General features: G+C 34.5%; 21 protein-coding genes. 12 read left to right on the forward strand and 9 right to left on the reverse strand.

What is annotated here, in order from left to right:
- The first annotated feature begins 5 nt into the window (after positions 1-5).
- From NZ853_05625 to NZ853_05640, 4 genes are all read left to right on the forward strand, one after another.
- Entirely contained in the window at positions 6-521 is a 516-nt protein-coding gene (locus tag NZ853_05625; protein ID MCS7205156.1) for a hypothetical protein, read from the forward strand.
- Positions 522-557: 36 nt separating this feature from the next.
- Complete coding sequence (locus NZ853_05630; GenBank protein ID MCS7205157.1) at positions 558-2,162, forward strand: anti-sigma factor antagonist; 1,605 nt, start codon at positions 558-560, stop codon at positions 2,160-2,162.
- Entirely contained in the window at positions 2,159-3,880 is a 1,722-nt protein-coding gene (locus NZ853_05635; GenBank protein MCS7205158.1) for a hypothetical protein, read from the forward strand. Before NZ853_05630 ends, NZ853_05635 begins: the two co-directional genes overlap by 4 nt.
- A gap of 79 nt (positions 3,881-3,959) precedes the next feature.
- Positions 3,960-4,976, forward strand: coding sequence for a DUF3187 family protein (locus NZ853_05640; protein MCS7205159.1), 1,017 nt, complete (start codon positions 3,960-3,962; stop codon positions 4,974-4,976).
- Here NZ853_05640 and NZ853_05645 read toward each other — a convergent pair whose 3' ends face one another.
- Both NZ853_05645 and NZ853_05650 read right to left on the reverse strand, forming a co-directional pair.
- Positions 4,977-5,213: a hypothetical protein gene (locus NZ853_05645; protein MCS7205160.1), complete on the reverse strand. Its 237-nt coding sequence runs from the start codon at positions 5,211-5,213 to the stop codon at positions 4,977-4,979. It abuts the gene before it with no gap.
- 50 nt (positions 5,214-5,263) lie between these two features.
- On the reverse strand, positions 5,264-7,273 hold the full coding sequence (locus NZ853_05650; GenBank protein MCS7205161.1) for a hypothetical protein: 2,010 nt from the start codon (positions 7,271-7,273) through the stop codon (positions 5,264-5,266).
- A gap of 156 nt (positions 7,274-7,429) precedes the next feature.
- Here NZ853_05650 and NZ853_05655 point away from each other — a divergent pair, with 156 nt between their 5' ends.
- Positions 7,430-7,777 carry a DUF4279 domain-containing protein gene (locus NZ853_05655; GenBank protein MCS7205162.1) on the forward strand — a complete coding sequence of 116 codons (348 nt, stop codon included), beginning with the start codon at positions 7,430-7,432 and terminating at the stop codon, positions 7,775-7,777.
- Here the strand turns inward: NZ853_05655 and NZ853_05660 are convergent.
- Complete coding sequence (locus tag NZ853_05660; GenBank protein MCS7205163.1) at positions 7,774-8,520, reverse strand: hypothetical protein; 747 nt, start codon at positions 8,518-8,520, stop codon at positions 7,774-7,776. The two genes, NZ853_05655 and NZ853_05660, sit on opposite strands and share 4 nt — an antisense overlap.
- Before the next feature lie 79 nt (positions 8,521-8,599).
- Here NZ853_05660 and carA point away from each other — a divergent pair, with 79 nt between their 5' ends.
- The 7 genes from carA to NZ853_05695 are packed head-to-tail and all read left to right on the forward strand — an operon-like array spanning position 8,600 to position 16,502.
- Positions 8,600-9,703 (forward strand): glutamine-hydrolyzing carbamoyl-phosphate synthase small subunit, encoded by a 1,104-nt coding sequence (gene carA, locus NZ853_05665; GenBank protein MCS7205164.1) that lies wholly within the window; start codon positions 8,600-8,602, stop codon positions 9,701-9,703.
- A complete protein-coding gene (locus NZ853_05670; protein MCS7205165.1) occupies positions 9,690-10,664 on the forward strand; it encodes a peptidyl-prolyl cis-trans isomerase in 975 nt (324 codons plus the stop codon). The genes carA and NZ853_05670 overlap by 14 nt, the downstream gene beginning before the upstream one ends.
- Positions 10,664-12,235 (forward strand): SPASM domain-containing protein, encoded by a 1,572-nt coding sequence (locus NZ853_05675; GenBank protein MCS7205166.1) that lies wholly within the window; start codon positions 10,664-10,666, stop codon positions 12,233-12,235. Before NZ853_05670 ends, NZ853_05675 begins: the two co-directional genes overlap by 1 nt.
- Positions 12,232-13,005: a hypothetical protein gene (locus NZ853_05680; GenBank protein MCS7205167.1), complete on the forward strand. Its 774-nt coding sequence runs from the start codon at positions 12,232-12,234 to the stop codon at positions 13,003-13,005. The genes NZ853_05675 and NZ853_05680 overlap by 4 nt, the downstream gene beginning before the upstream one ends.
- The gene (locus tag NZ853_05685) at positions 12,983-13,942 is read left to right on the forward strand and encodes a hypothetical protein (GenBank protein MCS7205168.1); all 960 of its coding nucleotides are present in this window, start codon (positions 12,983-12,985) and stop codon (positions 13,940-13,942) included. The genes NZ853_05680 and NZ853_05685 overlap by 23 nt, the downstream gene beginning before the upstream one ends.
- Entirely contained in the window at positions 13,929-15,455 is a 1,527-nt protein-coding gene (locus tag NZ853_05690; protein ID MCS7205169.1) for a CPBP family intramembrane metalloprotease, read from the forward strand. The genes NZ853_05685 and NZ853_05690 overlap by 14 nt, the downstream gene beginning before the upstream one ends.
- Before the next feature lie 60 nt (positions 15,456-15,515).
- Positions 15,516-16,502 carry an aldolase/citrate lyase family protein gene (locus tag NZ853_05695; protein MCS7205170.1) on the forward strand — a complete coding sequence of 329 codons (987 nt, stop codon included), beginning with the start codon at positions 15,516-15,518 and terminating at the stop codon, positions 16,500-16,502.
- A gap of 35 nt (positions 16,503-16,537) precedes the next feature.
- On the opposite strand, the gene NZ853_05700 is transcribed toward NZ853_05695, so the two are convergent.
- From NZ853_05700 to sufB, 6 genes are read right to left on the reverse strand one after another with little or no spacing between them, the layout of a single operon-like run.
- Entirely contained in the window at positions 16,538-16,981 is a 444-nt protein-coding gene (locus NZ853_05700; GenBank protein MCS7205171.1) for an SUF system NifU family Fe-S cluster assembly protein, read from the reverse strand.
- A gap of 3 nt (positions 16,982-16,984) precedes the next feature.
- Positions 16,985-18,235, reverse strand: a complete 1,251-nt coding sequence (locus NZ853_05705) for a cysteine desulfurase (GenBank protein MCS7205172.1) — start codon at positions 18,233-18,235, stop codon at positions 16,985-16,987.
- Positions 18,236-18,243: 8 nt separating this feature from the next.
- Entirely contained in the window at positions 18,244-18,558 is a 315-nt protein-coding gene (locus NZ853_05710; protein ID MCS7205173.1) for a Rieske 2Fe-2S domain-containing protein, read from the reverse strand.
- Positions 18,559-18,562: 4 nt separating this feature from the next.
- A complete protein-coding gene (locus tag NZ853_05715; protein ID MCS7205174.1) occupies positions 18,563-19,723 on the reverse strand; it encodes a SufD family Fe-S cluster assembly protein in 1,161 nt (386 codons plus the stop codon).
- 7 nt (positions 19,724-19,730) lie between these two features.
- Positions 19,731-20,477: a Fe-S cluster assembly ATPase SufC gene (gene sufC / locus NZ853_05720; protein MCS7205175.1), complete on the reverse strand. Its 747-nt coding sequence runs from the start codon at positions 20,475-20,477 to the stop codon at positions 19,731-19,733.
- 10 nt (positions 20,478-20,487) lie between these two features.
- On the reverse strand, positions 20,488-21,915 hold the full coding sequence (sufB, locus tag NZ853_05725; protein MCS7205176.1) for a Fe-S cluster assembly protein SufB: 1,428 nt from the start codon (positions 21,913-21,915) through the stop codon (positions 20,488-20,490).
- Between the last annotated feature and the right edge of the window lie 87 nt (positions 21,916-22,002).

A 22,002-nucleotide genomic window follows, 5' to 3' on the forward strand; every position in this document is an offset into this window, starting at 1 on the left:
TTAGCATGATAGAAATTTTCAAAAAGATTGATGAGCTCATCTCGAAGATTCCCTACCGAGTTCGAAAGTTAATCTTGTTTATTTCCATAGGGCTTTGGGTGATATTGGCATTGATTGTGAGTGTATATGCCTTTTTAGAAGGAAGAAAAGTAGCTCCCGCCATTGGAGAAGACCCATTTAAAGCTGAATTACAAGAAACCATCCAAAAAAATCAGAACCAAGCAAAAACCTATCGAATCATTCTTCCTGATCTTAAAGATCTCGTCAAAGAAGAAGCACCTCTGCAAATTGAATCAATCAATAATCAAAGACCAACATCCATAACAGAAAAAATCGATCGTATACCTCAAGAAAAAATCGAATTACTCAAAGAGCAAGATGAATTGATATTCCCCAATAATCAAGATCCCCTCACCCAGAGAGGAAATTTTTCATTAGAAGAATTTAGAAACCTTCCCGAAAAAAAAGAAGTTCCACCACAACCCAATAAGAAATTGGAACTTATTGAAATCGAAAATTGATTTACAAAAACTTATTTTGATTATTTTTTTCAATCAATGAAAGTAGTCGATTTCAAAGTCTTAGGAGAATACAATAAATTAAAATCGAATGATCGATATCTCATGCACTTACTTCTCTCTTTCGAAACACCTTCTCTAGCAGAACATGAGGATCATATCCCTATTTCTGTTGTTATTGTGATTGATAAAAGTAAATCCATGCATGGTGAAAAATTAGAATCCGTGATTGAAGCTTCTTCAGCCTTAGTAAACTGGCTTACAAGAAAAGATTATGTTGGTATTGTTGCGTATGACACTCATGTAGAAGTGATTCAACCATTGATTTCTCTTACGGATAAATTTTCAGTCATCAAAAAAATTCAGGGAATTACGGCAGGATCTTCCACAAATCTAAGTGGAGGTTGGCTTCAGGGCTTGCGAATGCTACGGGATTTTCCTGATAGGGCTATTAAACGAGTAATCCTACTCACAGATGGAATGGCAAACACAGGTATCATTCATCCCGCTGAATTACGCAAAATTGCAAAAGAACACAGAGAATTAGGGATTACCACAACCACAATGGGAGTGGGAAAAGACTTTTCTGAAACTTTGCTAAAAGACATTGCTATGGAAGGCGGTGGCAATTTTTACTTCATCGAAACGCCAGAGCAATCAAGTGAGATTTTTTTTAAAGAATTTGGAAACATTGCATCATTATATGGACAGGGTTTTGAAATCAAAGTTCAGTTTTCCGAAGGCATTTCTTTTAAAGAACTACTATCTGAGGTTCCCCATGAGCTCCATCACCATGAACTGATCTTAAGACCAGGGGATATTCGTTCTGATGACATCAAAAGTTATATTATTGTGACAGAAGTTGATGGCAATGCAGCATACAAACAACCTGTACTCATAAAAGCAGAAGCATCGTTTTACAACTTAACTAAAAATTCCCAATTCGAGAAAATTTTTTTTGATTTTCAACCTGAATTCGAAAGCGATATTGATTTAGAAGCATATACAAACCCGAAAGTTCGCTTAGAAACCTTGATTGCTTCTACCTCAAAAATTGTGATGGAAGCCTCTCGATTGGTTGCAGAAAGGGATTTAAATTCTGCAAAAGAATTACTCAATCACATGGTAAAGCGTTTATCAGATAATGAGAATTTGGAACCAAATTTAATCCAAAAATTGATCGATAGACTGAATGACATGCTAAAAAACATTGAAGAAAACTTAGCCGTAGCAAGTAAAAAAATGTTAGCCCAAGCCTATGAGTTATCAGAAGCATTTTACATACGAACACAAGCTAAAAGTTCAAAAAAAGGGATTTATGAAGTTTTTTTACAAGGACAGCTGGATCTTTATAAATGTCCTGAGTTGAAAAACATTATCAAAAATGCAATTGAATCTGGATATCGTTACTTCATAATAGACATGACAGATTTGAATTATATCGATTCTTCTGGTATAGGAACCTTAATTCAAATTTCAAACTGGCTTAAAAACCGACAAGGTCTTTTAGTAATCACAAATGTTCAAGGAAACGTAGAAAAGATCTTTGAAATCACTAAACTAAATGAATTTTTTATCATAAAAGATAGTTTGACATCTGGAAGGATTTATATTCAAGAATTAATTGATCAAGAGAATAGATGAAAAAAGCCTCAATAACTCTTTTATTTTTTTTATTGAGTTCTATTTCCATTAAAGCAGAAGTTTACAAGCCCCCAAATTACGCTTTTGGTTCAAACTTAGAGGGTACTTCTTTTTCTTTTGATTTAGGGTTTCGAGAGATTGATGGGGATTACTTTGTTATGTTCAATCCTATTCTTCAATTTCCTTTTATGGGGTTTCGAGTCGGTTTGCAAATCCCTTTGGAAATTCTTGTTTATGACAAAGAGCCAAAACGAGCCTCAAGAGTTCCCTCTTTACGTCCCGGTACTTTTGATGAAAGAGAAGACTACTTAAAAATGGTAAAATATATTGCCTATGGAACTCATCTTTATTTTGATCCAGAGGATAGTTTCAACTGGTCCTTACATTATGGCATGATGACAGATGGATATATTGGTCATCGAACCATCGTGAATCGTTATGTGAGTAGCTATGATCCATCAGTTTGGAGTCCTGGACTCATGGCGGACATTAACAACAACTGGGGAGGAATCGAAATTTTTGCAAACAATGTTTTTCGAAGAGAAGTTCGAGGTTATCGCATTTTCGTACGTCCCGTAGGGATTTATAATAGCATATATAACTTGGCTCACTTCGAAAGAAAAAATATCATAGCTTCAAGAAAAAATCATAATAAAGATTATCTTTTCCAAACTGTGCCCAACCCAGGAAAAGGAGGAAGCCTCAGACAGCATTTACTTCGACCTTTAAAAGAAGACCTCAAAGAAAGTGAGGTAGAATTTCGAGAAGTTTTCAACCCAGAAACGGGAGAAGTAGAAATCAAACCCTTTCCTAAAGAAGAATACCCTTCCCCCATCACTCAACAAGAAAAAGAAAACATAGAAAACCTAACACAAGAACAAGTAACGGAACGCAAACATGGATTTTGGAATCGATGGGCAATTGGATATACAGTTGTAACGGATTATGATGCACCTTTGAGCATTGAGTTCGATGGTTCAGGAAATTTAGTAGTTGATCCTGAGACTAAACGACCAAGAGCTGATAAAACCGAAAACCTTACCATCGTAGGAATTGACACAGAAATTCGTCTCTCTCCATTTCGTTGGTTAGAAATGACACCTTATATAGACATCAATCGAATCAAAAATCTACCCAAAAGTAAAGGAACCCATATTGGGGTCTTGTTTAATGTTAAAATTTCAAACGTCATAAACTTTAGCTTTCGTCCAGAATATCGTGAAGTCACATCCAACTACATTCCGGAATATTTTGATTCCACTTATGCAATTGAAAGAACCCAATATCTCCAAAAAGACACAAATTCTTATACACCCAAGTTAACTTACTTGAAATCCTTACCAAAAGATGGTGCGATAAAAAAAGGATTTTTCATCAATTCGACTTTAGAATTAGTATCGTTTATATTTTTAGAGTTATCCTACGAAAACTATGATGGACCCAATAATTCCAAAATCTTCGTAGGTTTTTATCTACCCAACATCAATGGCATTTTTCTGAATGGATACTACTTAAAGAAAAACTTTGATAAATTCAAAGATGCTTTTGTGTATAAGGACAAGAATGCCCTTCTTGCTGGGGAAATTGGTCTTGTCTTCTTTGGAGGTCTTTATATTAAGTACACCATACAACGAACATGGACCTACAACCCAGAAATTGGCGATTACAGCCCAAACGACGAAAGTTTTATCGGCTTTGGCTACGGAACTAAGATTTAAAAGATTATTATTGCTTTTGATTCTGACAATCACAAACAATAATCTTTTTTCCTATATTCACTATAATTACAATTCTACTTTGATAACTTTACGACCTACTTTGTTACCTGTTTGGTATCCCAATAGGGATTTTTTTTCTTTAGGGATTTCTTTAAAAAACATTTGGTCCCATCAATATGAACGATTCACTATTGATGGTGAAGAGTTTGAATTCCTTCTTCATACCCATAAGGTAGTCAAAAAACATTTCTTCGGAATCAAGATAAGTTTCAAAAATCAAAGTGGTGGTTTTTTAGATCATAGCATCGAAACCTTTCATCAAATTCTTGGGATAACCCAGCAACATCGAAAAAAATTTCCGAAAAACAAACTTCAAATCAGCTATGAACCTTTGGGAGGACTTTATCAATTTTACGATTATTATCCCATTATCAAAAACATAAGACGATCCTATCCAAGACTATACCCGAGAAAAAGCTTTGATCCACCAAAACTTATTCCATTAGAGATCATACCATGGAAAAATAGAAGCTATGTTCGGTTCGAAAATTTTTTTCTCCCTCTCGAGGTTATCCACCGAGAAAGCCAAGAATTCAGTGCTTTTGATAATCCTATTTTTTATTATTATTTTGAACTCTTCGAAAGTTCCCGAAGAAAATTATACATTGGTTCCAACGTAAAGATACCTGCAAAAAATCAATTTAATTATTTTTATTCAGCAGGATGGGATGGGAATATTTTTCTTTCGATTTTACAATCTTATTCAAAAGGCGAATTTCTGGTTGGGATTTCTTACAATTACTATGAATACTCTAAGTTTGAGGATCTCCAAATATCCAAACATCAATGGAGTATCAGAATTCAAGGAAATTTTAATAACGAAAACAAAAACTATTTTTTGGAATATGTATTTTTCAGTAAACCCATCATCAACATGGGACGTCTTGCAGAAGATGGACACTTCTTAGCAATTGGAAAAAAAATCAATAATAGTTCCTATACTACCACGTTGGCGATTATTGAAAACTTTTACCGCTATGCCATAAGTCCTGACATCGGAATTTATATTTCTTTCGAAGTTCCAATGAATACTTAATCATTCTTCTTGGCAAAAGATAAGTTTCGATGTAACTTGATTCTGTATATACTGCTTTTGAAGTTCAAAACATCCTTTTTCGTTTTGTTTGTTTTTTTCTTGTTGTTGCTGGTAGATTTTTTTGTATTCTCTTAATTTTTCATCTTCTTGGAATTGTTCTAAGGGATCTTTCGATGTTTGTAAAAAAGGAATTCCTAGAAAATCCCTTAAAGAAATACAGCTCTCTAACAACATCATGAATAAGAAAATTAAAAAAAACTTATTCTTTTTTTCTTTTTGAGTCAAAATCATGATTCTAGATTCATTTGCCTCATTTTTTCTAAATAAAAGTGAATAACATGGTCATTAGGATTTGATTTTAATATTTCTTCGAATATCTCAAAACTATCTTTGAATTTTTTTGTTTCGAATAAGTATAATGCCTCGTTGTATTTTGGTAGGGTTTCCAATTTTTTTTCGAATTTCTCTTCTTGATCCGTATTAAAACATTCGTAAATTCGAATTGGGTCTATTTTGCCTTTTATCCTCATTGGGATCAATTTTCGTAAGTAGTATTTTTCTTTTTGTCTTATATTTGAAACTGCATTTTCTGTCAAAATGATAGGTACTCCGTAATGACGAGTTAATTGCTGGATTCTCGATGCAACATTCACAGTATCACCAATCACGGTGGTATCTAACCTTTCTTCGGAACCCACTGTTCCCAACATTAGCTTTCCGTGATTTATCCCAATCCCCATTTCTACATAGGGCAAATTTAGATTATACACTGACTCATTAAAATTTTTCAAAGCTCTTCTCATTGCAATGGCGGCATCCAAAGAATCGTCTACAGATTGATCAAACAAAGCCATGATTTCATCTCCTACAAACTTATCAATGATCCCTCTATGATTTAAAATGATAGGACTCATTACTTCGAGATATTTATTTAAAAATTCAAATGTTTCTTTGGTATTAAGCATCTCAGCTATTACCGTAAAGTTCTTTAAATCATTAAACATGACCGTGATTTCTTTTTCCGTTGCATCTCCTTTTTTGATGTCTAAAATACTCTCTTTTTGCAAAATATTCACAAAGTGTTTAGGAACAAATCTTGAAAATGATTCCAACATCAATACTTTCGTTTCTAAAATTTCTCTTTCAGCTTTTTCTTTTTCTTCTTTTAATACATTGACTCGATCTGCCAGTGCTAAAGAAAGTAAAATCACCTCAGATGCAGAACCAATTTGAACTCCGTAATTTGTAAGAAAATTTGATGGCAATAACCCTAATTGCTTAAGAGCCAATAACAACATTCCGACGAGCAAAGCAATCCAAGAAATAAAATAAAACCTTGCTGGCTTCCATCCTTTTTTGTAAGTTAACAAACTGCTCGAGATGGACAAAAATGCAAACAATATGATCGTGTAATTTGCTATCTTGATGGAAATTTCATAAGATAAAATAAAACTTAAAACCATAATCGAAAAATAAATGACAATTAATGCTAAAAACAAACGATAAAAAACCAGAGAATAGTTTCTCAAACGTAAAAACTTCACAGAAAAGATACTACCGAAAAAAGCCAAAAATCCAATACTAAAAGGCATCACCTGATTCCCGAAGTCCGGATAATAGGGCCAAAGATACTCAAATGCATAACCGGTAAAAACTAAGTTAAACAAAGAAATTCCTAAAATATACACGATGTAATAAAGATAAGTCAAATCCTTGATACTCAAAAGCAAAAACAAATTATAAAATACCATTGCCACCATGATACCATAGTAAATTCCTTGCATAAGTTGATTGAAGTGTTCTTCTATGACATAACGTTTATGATTTAATAATCGTATAGGAACTTGGATAGAACCTTGACTTCTAATTTTTACAAACACCCGGTATTCTTTCTGGGGTTCCATTTCAATGGTAACGAGAAAGTTTTTGTGCTGTAAATCCCTTTCAAAAAAAATCCTACGATCCCCAGTCGAAATATGCTTTACCAAAGCTTTGCCATCAAATACATAAAAGTCAATGTAATCCAATAGAGGATAACTAACTTCTAAAAGAATGACAATATCCTTTGAAAAACGAGATACTAAATCAAAATACAACCAATAAGTAGAAGAAGAATAACCAAAATTAGGAACTTTTCTTGTGGATTTTTGAAATTGATGTAAAACCTCGTAGATATTGGAAATCTCATATCGATGATCTTTGTCCTCGAAAAGAGAAACAACATCACCAATTTCTTTAAAAGAAAAATCAGGTTGTATCTCTACCAAAGGACGATAAGCATTTGCCTCAAGAGACATGACAAAGATCAAAAAAAGTTTTGCAAAACTAAACTTAGTAAATGTATTTTGCATTGACTAGAAAATATCTATGTTGATATAAATTTCAACATTATTTCTATTTATAATCATTTTTAAAATTGACTTTAAATAACCTGATGACGTAAATTTAAACCAATGAAAAACTGGGCTATTTTTTCCATAAAAGGAACAGGTTTAATTTCCGAAGAAATCACGAAGTTTTTAGAAATTAAGCCCGATAGAGTTCTTTTTGATGAAAAAGAAGGTATAGAATCGTGGGAACTCATTAGTAAGTCAAGTGGAGATGAAAGTATCGTTAAGCACATAGAAGAATTATTAGAAAAAATTTATCCTCTTCGAAAAAAAATCCAAAACCTTTCCCACCGATACGAAATTCGTTTCATCTGCACCATCCAACGGGAAGCGATGGAATTTATCGAAATCCCACCAAAATATTTGCTGATTTTGGGTTCTTTGGGTGTTAAATTGATAATCTATTGTTAGAACTCATCTAGTATCTCAGCTCCAGGATAAAGCACACTTGATTTATCCAATACAAGATAGAAATGATCGAGAAGAACTTCGTAAAATCCTTTGTCATCTTTTGAGGAAGTATGAATTGAAAATCCCAAAAACTCACTGTACCCAAAAGACTTGTTCAATTTGGGCTGAGAATAAAAATCCTTTGGAAAGATACCTTCGATTCTCTTCCAGCCTCTCCAATCAAGGGTTGCAATCGGTAGAAGCCGCTCTCGTCCTTTGATTTTGAATATTAAAAATAATTTGTGATAACTTTCTTTACTATAAATCCAAATTACATACTTAAAGGGTCGATAGGGGATTTTCTTCGATTCTTTTCGAAGAAAGCGGAAATGATTTCTATTTCCAACTTCTACATAATATTGTATTGACAAGGATTTCTGAAATTCTCGAAGATTTCCCCAGCCAGAAAGTAAAACTGTTTCCAAATCAAAGATTCGAACTTGCTCGTTGTAAGGAGAATCTCTGGGGGTTTTATAAACAAGCCTTAGGGAATTAGGATTAGTGGGTAAATCAAAAAATTCATAAAGGTTGGTTTCGAAATCATCCACCACTTCCACTACATAACGATCAGAAAACTGGTTCAAAAGTCCATCAAGAAGTAAAAATTGATCCAACTCCGATTGGGTACGCCAACGTTCTGCCCGTAAATCAAAGAGAAACAAAAAAAACAAAAAAGCGAACTTACGAAAACTTTTTAGTAGCACTTTCTTATCCTATCGACAGGAAAAAGAAAACTTTACGCTTTCTATTGACGTTGTCATTTTTTTTGAATTTCTGGTGTTAATGAAACTCCTCCAAAAAAGAAAGGCTATTCTTGTTTTAGAAAATGGAGATTATTTTGTTGGAAATCTATTTGGCTATCCTAAAGTAGCTTTAGGAGAAGTATGCTTTAATACCTCAATGGCTGGGTATCAAGAAATCCTTACAGATCCTTCTTACTACGGGCAAATTGTCGTGATGACCTACCCAATGATCGGAAATTATGGAATCAACAAAGAATACTCCCAGTCAGAAAAGATTCAATGTTTTGGATTTGTAGTGAAGCAACTTATCAAGAAACCTTCAAACTTCTACTCAGAAATGACTTTGGAGGAATTTCTTATACAACACCAAACCCCAGGCTTAGAAAGAATTGATACCCGAAGATTGGTCTTAACTCTACGAACCAAAGGTGTGATGCGTGGCGGAATTTTCCCCGATGAGGGAGAATTAAAACCTCATATGTTAGAGCAAGTTCATTCCATCCCAGAAATGAGTGGCCTGGATTTGACAAAATACGTAACCACTAAAAAAGCTTATCGTTTTTCTCAGCAAGAAAAAAAGCACAAGATTGCAGTGTTGGACTTTGGAGTAAAAACAAACATTTTGAGGTACTTAGACGAAGCTGGTTTTGAGGTTCATGTTTTTCCTTCCGATGTGAAGCCAGAAGAAATCCAGCATTTCGACTGCTATTTTTTATCGAATGGACCGGGTGATCCTGCCGCTGTTACTTACGCAATCGAAAACGTAAAAGTTCTTCTTTCTTATCAAAAGCCACTTTTTGGCATTTGCTTGGGGCATCAAATTCTGGGACTGGCTCGAGGTTGGAAAACCTTTAAGCTGAAATTCGGACATCGAGGAGGAAACCAACCTGTGATGGATATTCGAACCAAAAAAGTCGAAATCACTGCCCAAAATCATGGATTCGCCGTAGAAACCAAAGAAGAACAAGAACTAAATATTATCTACGTAAATCTGAACGATCAAACCATTGAAGGTTTTCAAGATAAAATTTTACCCATTCTAAGTGTTCAACATCATCCCGAAGCAAGTCCAGGACCAAACGATGCAAAACATATCTTCAAAGACTTTTATGAAATGGTGGAACGATTTTATGAAGCTACTTAGTCTGATTTTAATCACTGTTTTGTTTTTTTCATGCACCCAACAGAAAAAAAAAGCAAGTAAAAAAATCGAAATACCCGAGTCTGAACTGGGAGAAAAACTCAATACCATTGTTTACGTCGTAGGGAAAAAAGCTATCACCCAATATGATATAGAGCGAGTGAAAAAACTTGTAAACTTCATCAATAAAACCGAATACCGAAACCAAACCCCCGAAAGTTTTTTGATTGAAAAAGCCATCATCGAACAGATAGCCGAAGAAGAAGTCATCATTGTAAACGATGAACGACTCAGAACCGAGATTGAAAAGCGAAGACAAAATGCAAATTTTCCAACCTTAGATGAATTTAAAGCCTTTGTTGAAAAGGAAACTCAGCTTTCTTTTGAAGAATGGAAAGAAGTTTTACGTTATCAAATCTTAAAGCAAATCTTGCTTCAAATCAAGGTTTCTATACCCCAACCAGAAGAACGAGAAATAGAAGAATTTTATAAAAAACACCAAAAACAAATAGGACTGGAAGTTTTATATAGAGAAATCATTTTCCCGAGAACCAATACCATCGCAGAAGAAAAAAGAATTTTTGACATTGCAAAAGAGGTCCATAATCAAATAACAAAAAACCCACAGAGTTTTCCCGAGGTTGCAAGGAATTTACCTGAGAATGTCTCCCGATTTCGTTTTGGTGGAGGATTACGTTTCTGGACATCCATCACTGATGTTGCCTCAGAGGATCCCATCATTGCTGGAGCTATTTATAATCTACCTGTGGGAAGTATTTCGCCAATCTTCAAGAATCAATTTGGTCAATACACAATCTTAAAAATCGAAGGGAAAAGACCCACCCCAATTGAAAAAGTTCGAGAAATCATACGCATGCGTCTTTTTTACGAAAAATCCGAGGAAAGTTTCCAACAATGGCTAAATGAACAAAAACAAAAGTATGTTATTCAAAAACTTGGATAATGTGGGAAGCAAACCTCAAAGATAGAACCTTAGAAGCCATCCTCATTCGTAATACTCTTTCCCATTATGATGAGGAATTGGTTTATTTGTTTTTTCAAAAATTAGAAAGACTTATCACAAACCTAAAACAAAAACTCATTCGAAAAAAATTCTCCATCATTGTGCCCCAGCCATTACCAGTATACTTGATTGACGACGAAAAAAACTTTGGATTTTTTTTTGATGGATTTGAGGTAAAAATAATTCAAGCTACATCCTTAAAAGAAGCAGTAGAAAAAATTTTTCCCGACAAAATAGAGAAGGTTCCTTCTGAAGAAGAATGGATCATTGATATTCCAACAGATTTTTTTTTATATTTTGAGGCAATCTCTCCTTTTCTTGAGGTAGATGATTCTGTTCAAATGATTTTAGAACATTGCACCTATTTGGCTGAGTATTCTTATTGTGATGTTGCCATACCTGGATTTCTCCCCGTTGTTTGTAATGTGGAATTAGCGAAGCGAATCACGATTGAAGGAGAAGACTTCCGTTGGAACTGGAATGAACTCATGCTCAAAAACACACAAACCGTAGATTTAGAGATCTACTACCTTGAGCCTGATTACAGAAAATATCGGATACGCCTTGACCTTCACTCCGAAAGAGAGCAAAAAATTGTAAAAAATATTTATAAAAAATATAAAAATTTTCGTTATCAGGATTTAGAACTCATAATCACAAAAGAAATTGAACTTCTCAGAATTGCTCCCAATTACGTGGAAATCGAAATCACTACAAAAAACGAACTCAAACCTGTGATTTACCCTCACGAAACGAACTCAAACGAAATGGAAATAGAAACGTTTCAAAAGATACTTTCGGATTTACAAGAATTTTCGTTACATCATGCCATCAGTCTGAGTTTTGCAGGAAAAGGAGATCCTTTTTTGAACGAGAATTTCTTGGAGTTTTTAAAACTTAGCTATGAATCAAGGCTATTTCGTAAAGTCTATATTGAAACCTATCTTACTACTTGGAAAGAAGACATTCTTGAGTTGATTCAAAGACATCCTCGATTTTTTTTTCTCATCATCAAACTTCCAACTCTTAATGAAAATCTCTATTCAAAACTTATGGGGAAAAACCTCTTTTCCAAAGTCAAAAAAAATCTATTGGAACTTCCAAAAGATATAACAATTTACGTAGAAATTTTACGGATCAAACAGGTTGAAGATGAGTTGGATTTTATCTTCAAAGAGTTTTCTCAATATCCCCACATCAAACCTTTTATAGGAAGGTATTTCACATATGGGGGAATTTTAGAAGATTATTCGGTTGTAGATTTAGAACCCATTGAAAAAGATTACTGCCGAAGTTTGATGTTTCATGTTTTTATTGATGCAAAAGGAAATGTTCCTGTTTGTCGGCAGGATCTATTCTGCCGCAATAAACATTGGAATATCAAAGAACACAACTTAAAAGATATATTCAAAATCATTGAAAAAGATTACTATCATTTTCTTAGACAAGAATATGACGAGATCATTCCCCTTTGTCGTAGTTGCAAAGACTGGTTTGTATATCTGGAATGAACAATAGTGGGATTTTAATACAAGCAAGAAGTTTCTCTGAAAGACTTCCAAAAAAGGTTTACCTTCCTTTGACAACCAAAAGAAACACCACAAAAAGCGTGATTGAATGGATTTACGAGCGACTCAGTAAAACCCAAATCCCTACTTTTGTGATTATTCCAAAAGAAGATTCAGAATTGAAAGAATACCTTCAAGAAAGACGCATTCCCTATGAAGAAGGAGAACATCACAATGTCAGAAAACGATATATCGACATTGCTACGAGGTTGGGGTTCTTCTACATTGTTCGGGCAACAGCTGATAATCCTTTTGTAGAACCTGAGTTAGTCATTCCTACTTTGAGAGCTCTTATTGATAACCAATTTGACCTTTTTTCTTTTATCGGACTTCCTTTGGGGATTTCCATCGAAGCTTTTACCCTAAATGCTCTTAAAAGAAGATGTCCCGAATATGAATCAGAAGTCTATCAAGAACATGTTTCTTTACACATAAAAAAACATCCTGAGATTTTTCGAGTCCATCACGAAAATTATAAAAATTTTCAACAATACTATAACGAAAATTTAATGAAGCTCAAGGACGAGGAACGAAATTGGTATCAAAAACACCTTCCTCGATTAACCTTGGATCAAAAAGAAGATTACGATGTTATGAAAAAAATTTATTCTGAGTTAGAAGATGACTTTTCGCTTTATGATGTAATTGATCTGTACTTTAAGAAAAAAGAATTATTTTTGGGAAACATGCATGTCTCCCAAAGAAGATTTTGAAAAAGAAGATTTTGAAATTCATCTCTATTCGATTTTTGAAGGGATTGGACACATTCAAAGAGGAATAAATATCTATAAGTTTTTAAGAAAATTTTATAAAAAAATCAAACTATTTATCATAAATGATAACTATCAACAAGAGAAAAAAGAAAAATTAAAAGAACTCATCAATCACCAAGACTCAATTGATTGGGATTATGTTAATTTTAAAACCTTATCAAACTTTGAAAACAAATACTATATTTTGATTTTAGACATTCGAGATCATGATCCAAAAATGATTCTTCAAAACTACACAAATTATTCTACTTTGTGTCTTGATAATCATCACGAAAGGCATCACTCTGATGTTGATTATTACTTTACGCTTCCTCATCCCCAACTCAAAGAAAGTGTATTGGATACCATCAGGAAAAACTTTTTTTCATTTGAGTATCTAAAAGCACTCGATCAACTTCCATCCAAAAAATCAGGAGTTTTGGTGTATTTGGGGATTATGTCTCAAAAGACAAAATATCATGATTTTTTAAAAAACCCCCAAAAAATTCAATCTCTCATAAAACAAACTACTAACGAAGTTTATATTATTGAATCCGAAAACTTCCACACACCAGAAAATTTCTATAAACTTCTAAAGATTGTAGACTACGTCATTACTTATCCGGGAAATCTCTTTTACGAAGGTGTTTTTATGCAAAAAAAGATAATCTGTTATGATCTTGATAGTGAAATTCATCGAAATTTGATTTCAAAATTTCGTAAGGATTTGAAAACACACCACAAAGGTATCTACTACTTAGAAGAAAAGAAAGAAATTCTTACTTTTGATGTTTTTGAATTTCAAAATTTGGATACAGGCAAATATATTTTATCGACTTCGTATGATTTTTTAAGGAAATGGATTGACGAAAAAATTCAATCCTATGCAACAAAATGAAGCATACACCTTTCGATTGCTGGTAATTGTAGTTCTGATTGTTGCCATATTTGCAACGATATTTATAAAAATACTTCCTGCTAAGAAAGAAATAACTCCTCAAGAAATCCAGCTTGATACAAGAATAAATCTTTTCTATAAAATGATTTACTTTCAGATTTTATTATCAAAGGGCTTACCCAAAGAAAATCAAATCACAATGTTTCAACAAATACAGATCCAAATCCAAACCTTAACAAAGCACATTCAACCTACCATCGAAATGGAAATTCAAAACTATATCTTTTTTCAACACTTCAAAAAACAAGGTATTTCAAATTTCAATTACGAAATCCAACAGAAAGTAGACAATCCTCAACTCAAAAACTATATTGATTTTCTTAAAGCTATTTATACAGAAAACTTGATTTGGTTAAAGAATACTCCTTACTTTGAAGAATTTTTTCAAAACCCCTTAAAATTACCTTTGCATAAAATTGCTGTCTTGGATTTTTTTCGATTAATAGATCCACAAAAAGAAAAAGAGTATTTCGAAAAATTTTACCAAGAAACTCAACCCTACCAGTTCGTGATTTCTGTTGTGTTTTTGAGTTTTATTTTTTCTTCGATTTTTGGATTTTTTTTCTTAGTGAAATTCTTTTCAAAAGAAAGACCTGAGCTCTACGGGATACTCATTCGAAGTTACTCAAGTGATAAAATCTGGATTTTCTTTGAAGCTGCTGTGATATATTTGTTTTTATATATTTCAGTTCAGAATTTTTTAATAGAATTTATAAAAAAACACTATAATATCAATTTACTAATTTTTCAAATAGTTTATACCATCCTAATTTTTTTCATAGTGATAGTTTACGTGATCAATGAATTTGGTGCGAAGCATTTTCTGCATACCCTTTGGTCAGAGGTTTATTTTTATGGTTCTTCAACGAACGCTTCTAACGAAGAAGCACAAGAAAAACGAGAAGATGTTCAGACAAACGAAAGCTCCGATCAAAACGAATTTTTCAATAAACTCGAACAAACCATAAAAGAACAAAACCTTAAACCGAAATCCATGATCAAAGAATTTCTTTTTGGTCTATTTGCCTTCATAACAATCTTTCCCATCTCGTTTTTTATTTTAGCTCTTAGTTTTTTACTTACAGGGAAAACTTTTGATTTGAGTGATGCACATCCGATTTCTTTTTTATTTCCTGAAAATTTTTGGGAGGTTATAATCTTAGCAGTAATCATAGCTCCCATCACAGAAGAAATCCTTTTTCGAAATTTTATTTATGGGTTTTTTCGATATAAGTTTTCGATTATCATCTCTTCACTCCTATCTTCTGTGATTTTTGCAGGTTTACATCCACAAGGAGCTGTAGCTATTCCTTATCTTTTGTTTTTGGGGATTAGTTTATCAATCATAAGGGAATATCGTCCCAGTATTATTGCACCAATCATCACCCACATGATGGTGAATGCTTTTGCTTTGACCACTACTTATCTTTTTGTTGAAACTCTGAATTTTTAGTAGATTTTATAAAATTTTTTCAAAATTTGAACTCCAAAAAAACTTTAAAAGGAGAACTTTATGCTTCATCCCAACGAGGCACTATTTCCTGGTGAAAAACCATTCCCTATCATTCCGAGTTGTGAACATTTTGCTGGAAACGAAAAAATGATCTTAAAGGCATTTGGATTTCAAAAAGAAAAAGGTCCCGTTTTTGACATTACAATGGATCTTGAAGATGGTGCACCTAAAGGACAAGAAAAAGAATACGCAGAATTATTTGTTCGACTTTTAAATTCACCTGAAAATGAATTCAAAATGGCTGGGGTTCGCATTCATGACTATACCCACAAAGAATTTTGGAAACAAGATGCGGAAATTATTATCAAAGGGGCAGGAGATGTAGTTTCCTATATCACAATTCCCAAACCTACTTCTGTTGAACAGGTCCGAGAAATGATTGAATACATCCAAGAACTTTGCGACAAGATCGGACTCAAAAGAGAAATTCCCATCCACTGCCTAATCGAAACCCACGGAGCTCTAAGGGATGTAGAAAAAATTGCTCAACTACCTTGGATGCAAGTTTTAGATTTCGGATTGATGGATTTTATCGCAGGTCATTTTGGAGCTATTCCATTATCCAACATGAAAAGTCCAGGACAGTTTGAACATGAACTAATTCGTCGAGCAAAATCTCAAGTAGTTGCGGTAGCATTAGCAAACGGACTGGTGCCATCTCACAACGTAACTTTGGATCTCAAAAACTACGAGCAAACCAAAAAAGATGCAGAAATTGCCAGATACAAGTTTGGATTCTTGAGGATGTGGTCCATCTATCCAACCCAGATTGATGCCATTGTAGAAGCCATGAAGCCTGATCTTTCCGAAGTGGATCGTGCCGTAAAAATTTTAATCGCTGCACAAGATGCAAACTGGGGTCCTATACAATTTGAAGGAGAACTACACGATAGAGCTACATATCGAAGTTTCTGGACCTTAGTTCAAAGGGCAAGGGTTTCGGGGATTTCTCTTCCAGCCGAAGCCATTAAACGTTGGTTTAGTTAATTTTGATTTCCCTCAAGTTAACAAAACTTGAGGGTTTATTTTTGAATAGCCTCATATTTTTGGATTGCTTGTTCTAAAATATTCCACGATAAAGTTGCGCACTTAACTCGAATAGGAAATTTTTTTACTCCTTTTAGGGCTTCAAGTTCTTCGTAGTCTTTTGGCATTTGGATGTCTTGGCGTGAAGTAAGCATTGTTTTGAATAAGTGAATGAGTTCTTTCACAGTTGCAAGGGAACGTTTCTCTACATAACAAGTCATCATCTCTGTGGATGCTACACAAATGCTACAACCCTGCCCTGTAAAACGTATACCTTTAATTTCTTGATCCTCAAGATGAAGATGAAGTTGGATTTCATCTCCACAACCACGATTGACACCTTCTTCGTGGATATTGGCTTCTTCCAATTCACCATAATGTCTTGGATTTTGAGAATACTCAATGATGATTTCTTTGTAGAGCTCCTCTGACAGTTTCATGATTTAACTTGCTTTTCTGATTTTTTCTTCAACTTTGAAGATTTTTACTGCTTTTTGGATACCTTCCACCAAGGCATCAATATCTTCAAAACCGTTATAAAGATATAGACTTGCTCGTGCAGTGCCAGGGATTTGAAGTTTTCTCATCAAAGGTTCACAACAATGATGACCAGCACGAATGGCAATACCCTCTTCGTCTAAAATGGTTCCAATATCATGAGGATGCACACCTTCTAAAAGAAAACTAATGATACCCCCACGTTTGGATAAGTCATTTGTTCCATAGAGTTTTATCCCTGGGATTTCTTTTAATTTGGGAATAGCATATTCCAACAACGCTACCTCGTGGTTATGGATATTTTCTAAGCCGATTTGTTTTAGGTATTCTAATGCCACTGCGAATGCTACAACACCAGCAACGTCAGGAGTTCCTGCTTCGAACTTATTGGGAAGAGGACCTGGTTTAAATCCATCTTTCCAAACAGAAAAGATCATACTACCACCCCCTAAGAAAGGATCCATTTTTTCTAAGAGTTCTCTTCTCCCGTATAAGACACCAACACCTGTGGGACCCAACATCTTATGGGCAGATAAAGCATAAAAATCACAGCCGATTTCTTGAACATCCACTGGTAAATGACTGGCTCCCTGAGCTCCATCGACTACAAACACAGCATTAACTTGTTTTGCATAATCAGAAATTTTTTTCAAATCATGAATGGTTCCCAGAGCATTGGACATATGGGCAATCGAGATGATTTTTGTTCTTTCTGAAAGCACCTCAGGTATTCGTTCATAATCCAATTGATAATCATCGGTCAAAGGTATATGCTTTAGCTTTGCTCCTTTTTTTTCAGCAACCATCATCCATGGAACCAAGTTAGAATGATGTTCCATTTCTGAGACAAGAATCTCATCTCCTTCTTTAAGAAATTTCATCGCATAAGAATAGGCAACCAAATTGATACTCTCGGTGGTATTGCGGGTGAAAATAATTTCTTCTGGTTCTTTTGCATTGAGGAATTCTTTGACTTTTTCTCTAGTCAACTCAAACAAATCGGTTGCTTCATAACTTAAGCGATAGGCACCTCGATGGATATTCGCATTTCTACAACGATAAAAATCAGAAAAGGCATCAATCACCCTTTGAGGTTTTTGAGAACTCGCTGCGGAATCCAAATAAACCAAGGGCTTGCCATTCATATTGGTTTGTAAAATGGGAAAGTCTTTTTTGATTTCTTTATAGTTTAGCATAGGTATTCCTAATCAAATTGAATATAAACATCTTCATTTTGAATTTCTACTTTAAAGATTTCTATGTTCTCGGTTGCAGGGGGTTTTTTCACTTGTCCTGTCAAAAGATCAAACTTGGCTCCATGGCGTGGACAAGTGATTTCATGTTCAGTCAAATCGATTTCTGCTTCGTCAAATGGGGCTCCATCATGGGTACATTCATCTTGAAAGGCTATGATCTTATCACCAAGTTTTACTACGGCTACAGCTCCATATGGAGTTAACTTGCTTAGTATCTTTCCTTCTTTGAGTTCATGGATTTGACAAAAAAGCCACTTTTCCATAAAACTAAAGTCGGTTTATTAGTTCTTGTAAAAAAGAGTCTTTTTTTTCTTGGGACCATTGGGTTTCGTCCACCAAATCCACCATAAAAGCAATTATGAGGATTTTCTTTGCTTCTTCTTCGTTGAGTCCACGAGCTTGTAGGTAAAAAAGAGCTTCCTCGTCTAAATCTCCTGAGGTTGCACCATGCTCACAATTGACGTTTTCTGAACGAACAATTAACCATGGTCGAGACTCGGCTTTGGCTTTTTTACTCAAAATCAAGTTTTGATTCAACTGATGGCTTTCAACTCCTCTGATTTTTGGCAAAGACTCTAATTTTCCAATAAACACAGAATGAGCTCTTTCTTTGACGATGGTTTTATACAATAGTGAACTTGACTGATGATGATTCAAATGATAAATATCCATTTCCATATTGTGATAATTTCCTTTTCCTCCTAAGAAAAAACCAATCCCACGAAATTGGGCATTTTCTTCCAACAATCTGGCTTGAATGAAACCCTTCCCTAAATTTCCTCCTAAATGAAATACTCCTGCATGAACATAAGAATCCCTTTTTTGCAAAATCCGTATCCGATGGAAATGAAAATCAAGGTCATTATAATGCCGAATTTGGTAATAATAAACCCGTGCATTTTCTTCTGCATAAATCAATACTGACGAGGACCAAAAGGACGGAATTTCACAACGAAACTCTTCCGTAATCACAACTTCGGAATTCCTCTCAGCAACCACAATCGTAAAAGGAAAAAAAGAGTTTCCCTCTTGGGGAAGGTGTTGGATTGAAATTTCCTGTTTTTCTTGAGAATTCTTGGGAATTCGAATAATATTCAAGTTTTGCAAAAATGCTACATTCAGAATACCAAAATAATCCACCTCCCAGTTAAACTCCCGAGCCATTTCTTGATCATAATTTGCTAATAAGAGTTTTTTTTCAAAATCAGAGATAAAATCTACGAATAAAGAAGTTCCATTTCTTTTTGTTTCCAGAACGGAATCCTGAAACCGAAAAGTCGAAAAGGGTATCAAATGGATGTTGATTTTTCGCCATGACTCATGATGAGAAGGCGGAAGTTGGGTTTGTTCTAATACTTGGAGAGCTTTGTGTTTTATATTGTTGAGATACTTTGCTATGCTTTCATTGGGAATGGATTGAACCTTCATGTTTAACCTACTTTTTTACGATGGATAATATTCCTTCGTAGCCTTCTTGCTCTAAACGTTCTGCTAATTCCTTTCCTCCACTAAACTGAATTTGCCCATCAAATAAGATGTGAACTCTATCAACTTCGATGTAATTCAATAACCTTTGATAATGGGTAATCAAAATCATTGATCTTTCTGGAGACTTCATTGATTGGATATTTTCAGAAATAATCTTTAACGCATCAATATCTAAGCCGGAGTCAATCTCATCCAAAATAGCAAATTTGGGTTGAATCAAATACATCTGTAAGATTTCATTTCGTTTTTTTTCACCACCTGAGAAACCATCATTTACATAACGAGTTAAAAACTCTTTTCTCATTTGGAGTTTTTCAAAACCTTTTTGGATACGCTCATGAATTTCTCTTAGCGTGAGTTGGGGATGAAAACTCTTCATCACGTTTCTTAGAAAATCCATGGTCGAAACACCAGGAATTTGCGTGGGATGTTGCAATGAAAGAAAAATCCCTTTTCTTGCTCTTTCATGAGTGGGAAGAGATAAAATGCTTTCTCCTTCAAACTTGATGTCACCTTTAGTTACAACATAGTTTTTATGTCCTAAGAGTGTATAGGAAAGCGTGCTTTTGCCGGATCCATTGGGCCCCATAATGGCATGGATTTCTCCATATGGCACCTTCAAATTGATGCCTTTGAGGATTTCTTTTCCTTCCACTTCTACGTGTAAGTCTTCTATTTCCAATAGATATGACATGATGTTTCTCCTATCGATTTACTAAAATTTCACGTTTTAACGTGGGAGTTGTCCTTTTGATGGCTTTTCCATCTTCTAAAATGATTCGAATGAGGCGCTTGATTTCAACAGAGTATTCTACGTTGATATCCCTCACAATATCATCACAAAAACCCGCAACGATCAATAATTTTGCTTCGTCTTCTTCTATTCCTCTTGTTTGCAAATAAAATAAAATCTCATCGTCAATTTTGGAAACTGTGGCTTCGTAGTTTAATCTCGCAGTTTCTGATTCAATTTCATTGTATGGATAGGCATGAGCTTCAGAACGATCATCTAACATCAAGCTATCACACTTTACGTGGCTAATTGCATTTTCAGCAGTTTTTTCAAACTTCACTAAACCTCGATAACTATTGATTCCTCCGTCTAATGAAATTCCTTTTGCTAATACGTTAGATCTTGTGTTTTTTCCTACATGAATGATTCTTGATCCCGTATCCTGAATTTGCTGATTTCCAGCGAAAGCCAATGACAAAACGTCCCCCGTAGAGTTATCCCCCAAAAGCACAATGCCAGGGTATTTTATCGTTTGAGCACCGATATTTACGTCATTCCAAGTGATATGAGCATTTTCATGACACACCCCACGTTTGACTGTCCAATTATACATGTTCTTTTTCCAGTTTTGGATGGTAGTGTAATGAATCCTTGCGTTCTTATGAGCAATTAATTCCACTACAGCTGTGTGAAAGTTGGTTCCATGATCTTGTAGAGATGTACAGCCTTCACTATAAATCAACTCACTTCCTTCATCGGCTATCAGAAGAGTTCTTTCATATTGACCAGAAGATGCCGCTGTGACTTTAAAATACGCTTGTAGGGGGAGGGGAGTTTTCACGCCTTTTGGCACGTAAGCAAAAGAACCACCACTAAAAACAGCACTATTTAATGCCGCAAATTTGTTATCTTCAGGTGGAACAACAGTACCCAAGTATTTTTTTACCAACTCAGGGAACTCTTGAACAGCTGTATCAATATCACAAAAAATGATTCCTAATTCTTCTAATTCTTTTTTGACATTTGCATAGACTGTCTCAGAATCACTCATTGCCTCTAAACCAGCGAGATACCTTCGCTCATGCTCAGGTATCCCTAAACGTTCGAAACTTTCTAAAACCTCAGGATCTACTTCATCCCATGACTTTTTCTTTTTCTTACCCGAACCTACGTAATGAACATACGAATCCAAATCGATTTGAAAACGAGGAATAAAACCCCAGTTCGGCATGGGTTTTGATAAAAAAATCTCCAGGGCTTTGAGTCGAAATTCTGTTAACCAGCCAGGTTCATTTTTTATATGGGATATAGACTCCACTACTTTTCGGCTGATTCCAGGAGGGAATTTATCAGGCTCATAGTATCTTGGTTCTTCTTCTAAAAGGGCTTGCGTCTTCATAATACCGTCCTCAAAAATACTTAAAAATTGTTTAGTATTTTTTTATAATTATATTTAATTTAGAATGATTCTAAAAAAATTAACTCT

The sequence above is a fragment of the Leptospiraceae bacterium genome, assembly GCA_025059995.1.
Lineage (GTDB): Bacteria > Spirochaetota > Leptospiria > Leptospirales > Leptonemataceae > SKYB61.

Coding starts and splice junctions, on each gene's coding strand:
- NZ853_05625 (MCS7205156.1), top strand. CDS start 6: ATGATAGAAATTTTCAAAAAGATTGATGAGCTCATCTCGAAGATTCCC.
- NZ853_05630 (MCS7205157.1), top strand. CDS start 558: ATGAAAGTAGTCGATTTCAAAGTCTTAGGAGAATACAATAAATTAAAA.
- NZ853_05635 (MCS7205158.1), top strand. CDS start 2,159: ATGAAAAAAGCCTCAATAACTCTTTTATTTTTTTTATTGAGTTCTATT.
- NZ853_05645 (MCS7205160.1), bottom strand. CDS start 5,213: ATGATGTTGTTAGAGAGCTGTATTTCTTTAAGGGATTTTCTAGGAATT.
- NZ853_05650 (MCS7205161.1), bottom strand. CDS start 7,273: ATGTCTCTTGAGGCAAATGCTTATCGTCCTTTGGTAGAGATACAACCT.
- NZ853_05655 (MCS7205162.1), top strand. CDS start 7,430: ATGAAAAACTGGGCTATTTTTTCCATAAAAGGAACAGGTTTAATTTCC.
- carA (MCS7205164.1), top strand. CDS start 8,600: ATGAAACTCCTCCAAAAAAGAAAGGCTATTCTTGTTTTAGAAAATGGA.
- NZ853_05670 (MCS7205165.1), top strand. CDS start 9,690: ATGAAGCTACTTAGTCTGATTTTAATCACTGTTTTGTTTTTTTCATGC.
- NZ853_05675 (MCS7205166.1), top strand. CDS start 10,664: ATGTGGGAAGCAAACCTCAAAGATAGAACCTTAGAAGCCATCCTCATT.
- NZ853_05680 (MCS7205167.1), top strand. CDS start 12,232: ATGAACAATAGTGGGATTTTAATACAAGCAAGAAGTTTCTCTGAAAGA.
- NZ853_05685 (MCS7205168.1), top strand. CDS start 12,983: ATGTCTCCCAAAGAAGATTTTGAAAAAGAAGATTTTGAAATTCATCTC.
- NZ853_05690 (MCS7205169.1), top strand. CDS start 13,929: ATGCAACAAAATGAAGCATACACCTTTCGATTGCTGGTAATTGTAGTT.
- NZ853_05695 (MCS7205170.1), top strand. CDS start 15,516: ATGCTTCATCCCAACGAGGCACTATTTCCTGGTGAAAAACCATTCCCT.
- NZ853_05700 (MCS7205171.1), bottom strand. CDS start 16,981: ATGAAACTGTCAGAGGAGCTCTACAAAGAAATCATCATTGAGTATTCT.
- NZ853_05705 (MCS7205172.1), bottom strand. CDS start 18,235: ATGCTAAACTATAAAGAAATCAAAAAAGACTTTCCCATTTTACAAACC.
- NZ853_05710 (MCS7205173.1), bottom strand. CDS start 18,558: ATGGAAAAGTGGCTTTTTTGTCAAATCCATGAACTCAAAGAAGGAAAG.
- NZ853_05715 (MCS7205174.1), bottom strand. CDS start 19,723: ATGAAGGTTCAATCCATTCCCAATGAAAGCATAGCAAAGTATCTCAAC.
- sufC (MCS7205175.1), bottom strand. CDS start 20,477: ATGTCATATCTATTGGAAATAGAAGACTTACACGTAGAAGTGGAAGGA.
- sufB (MCS7205176.1), bottom strand. CDS start 21,915: ATGAAGACGCAAGCCCTTTTAGAAGAAGAACCAAGATACTATGAGCCT.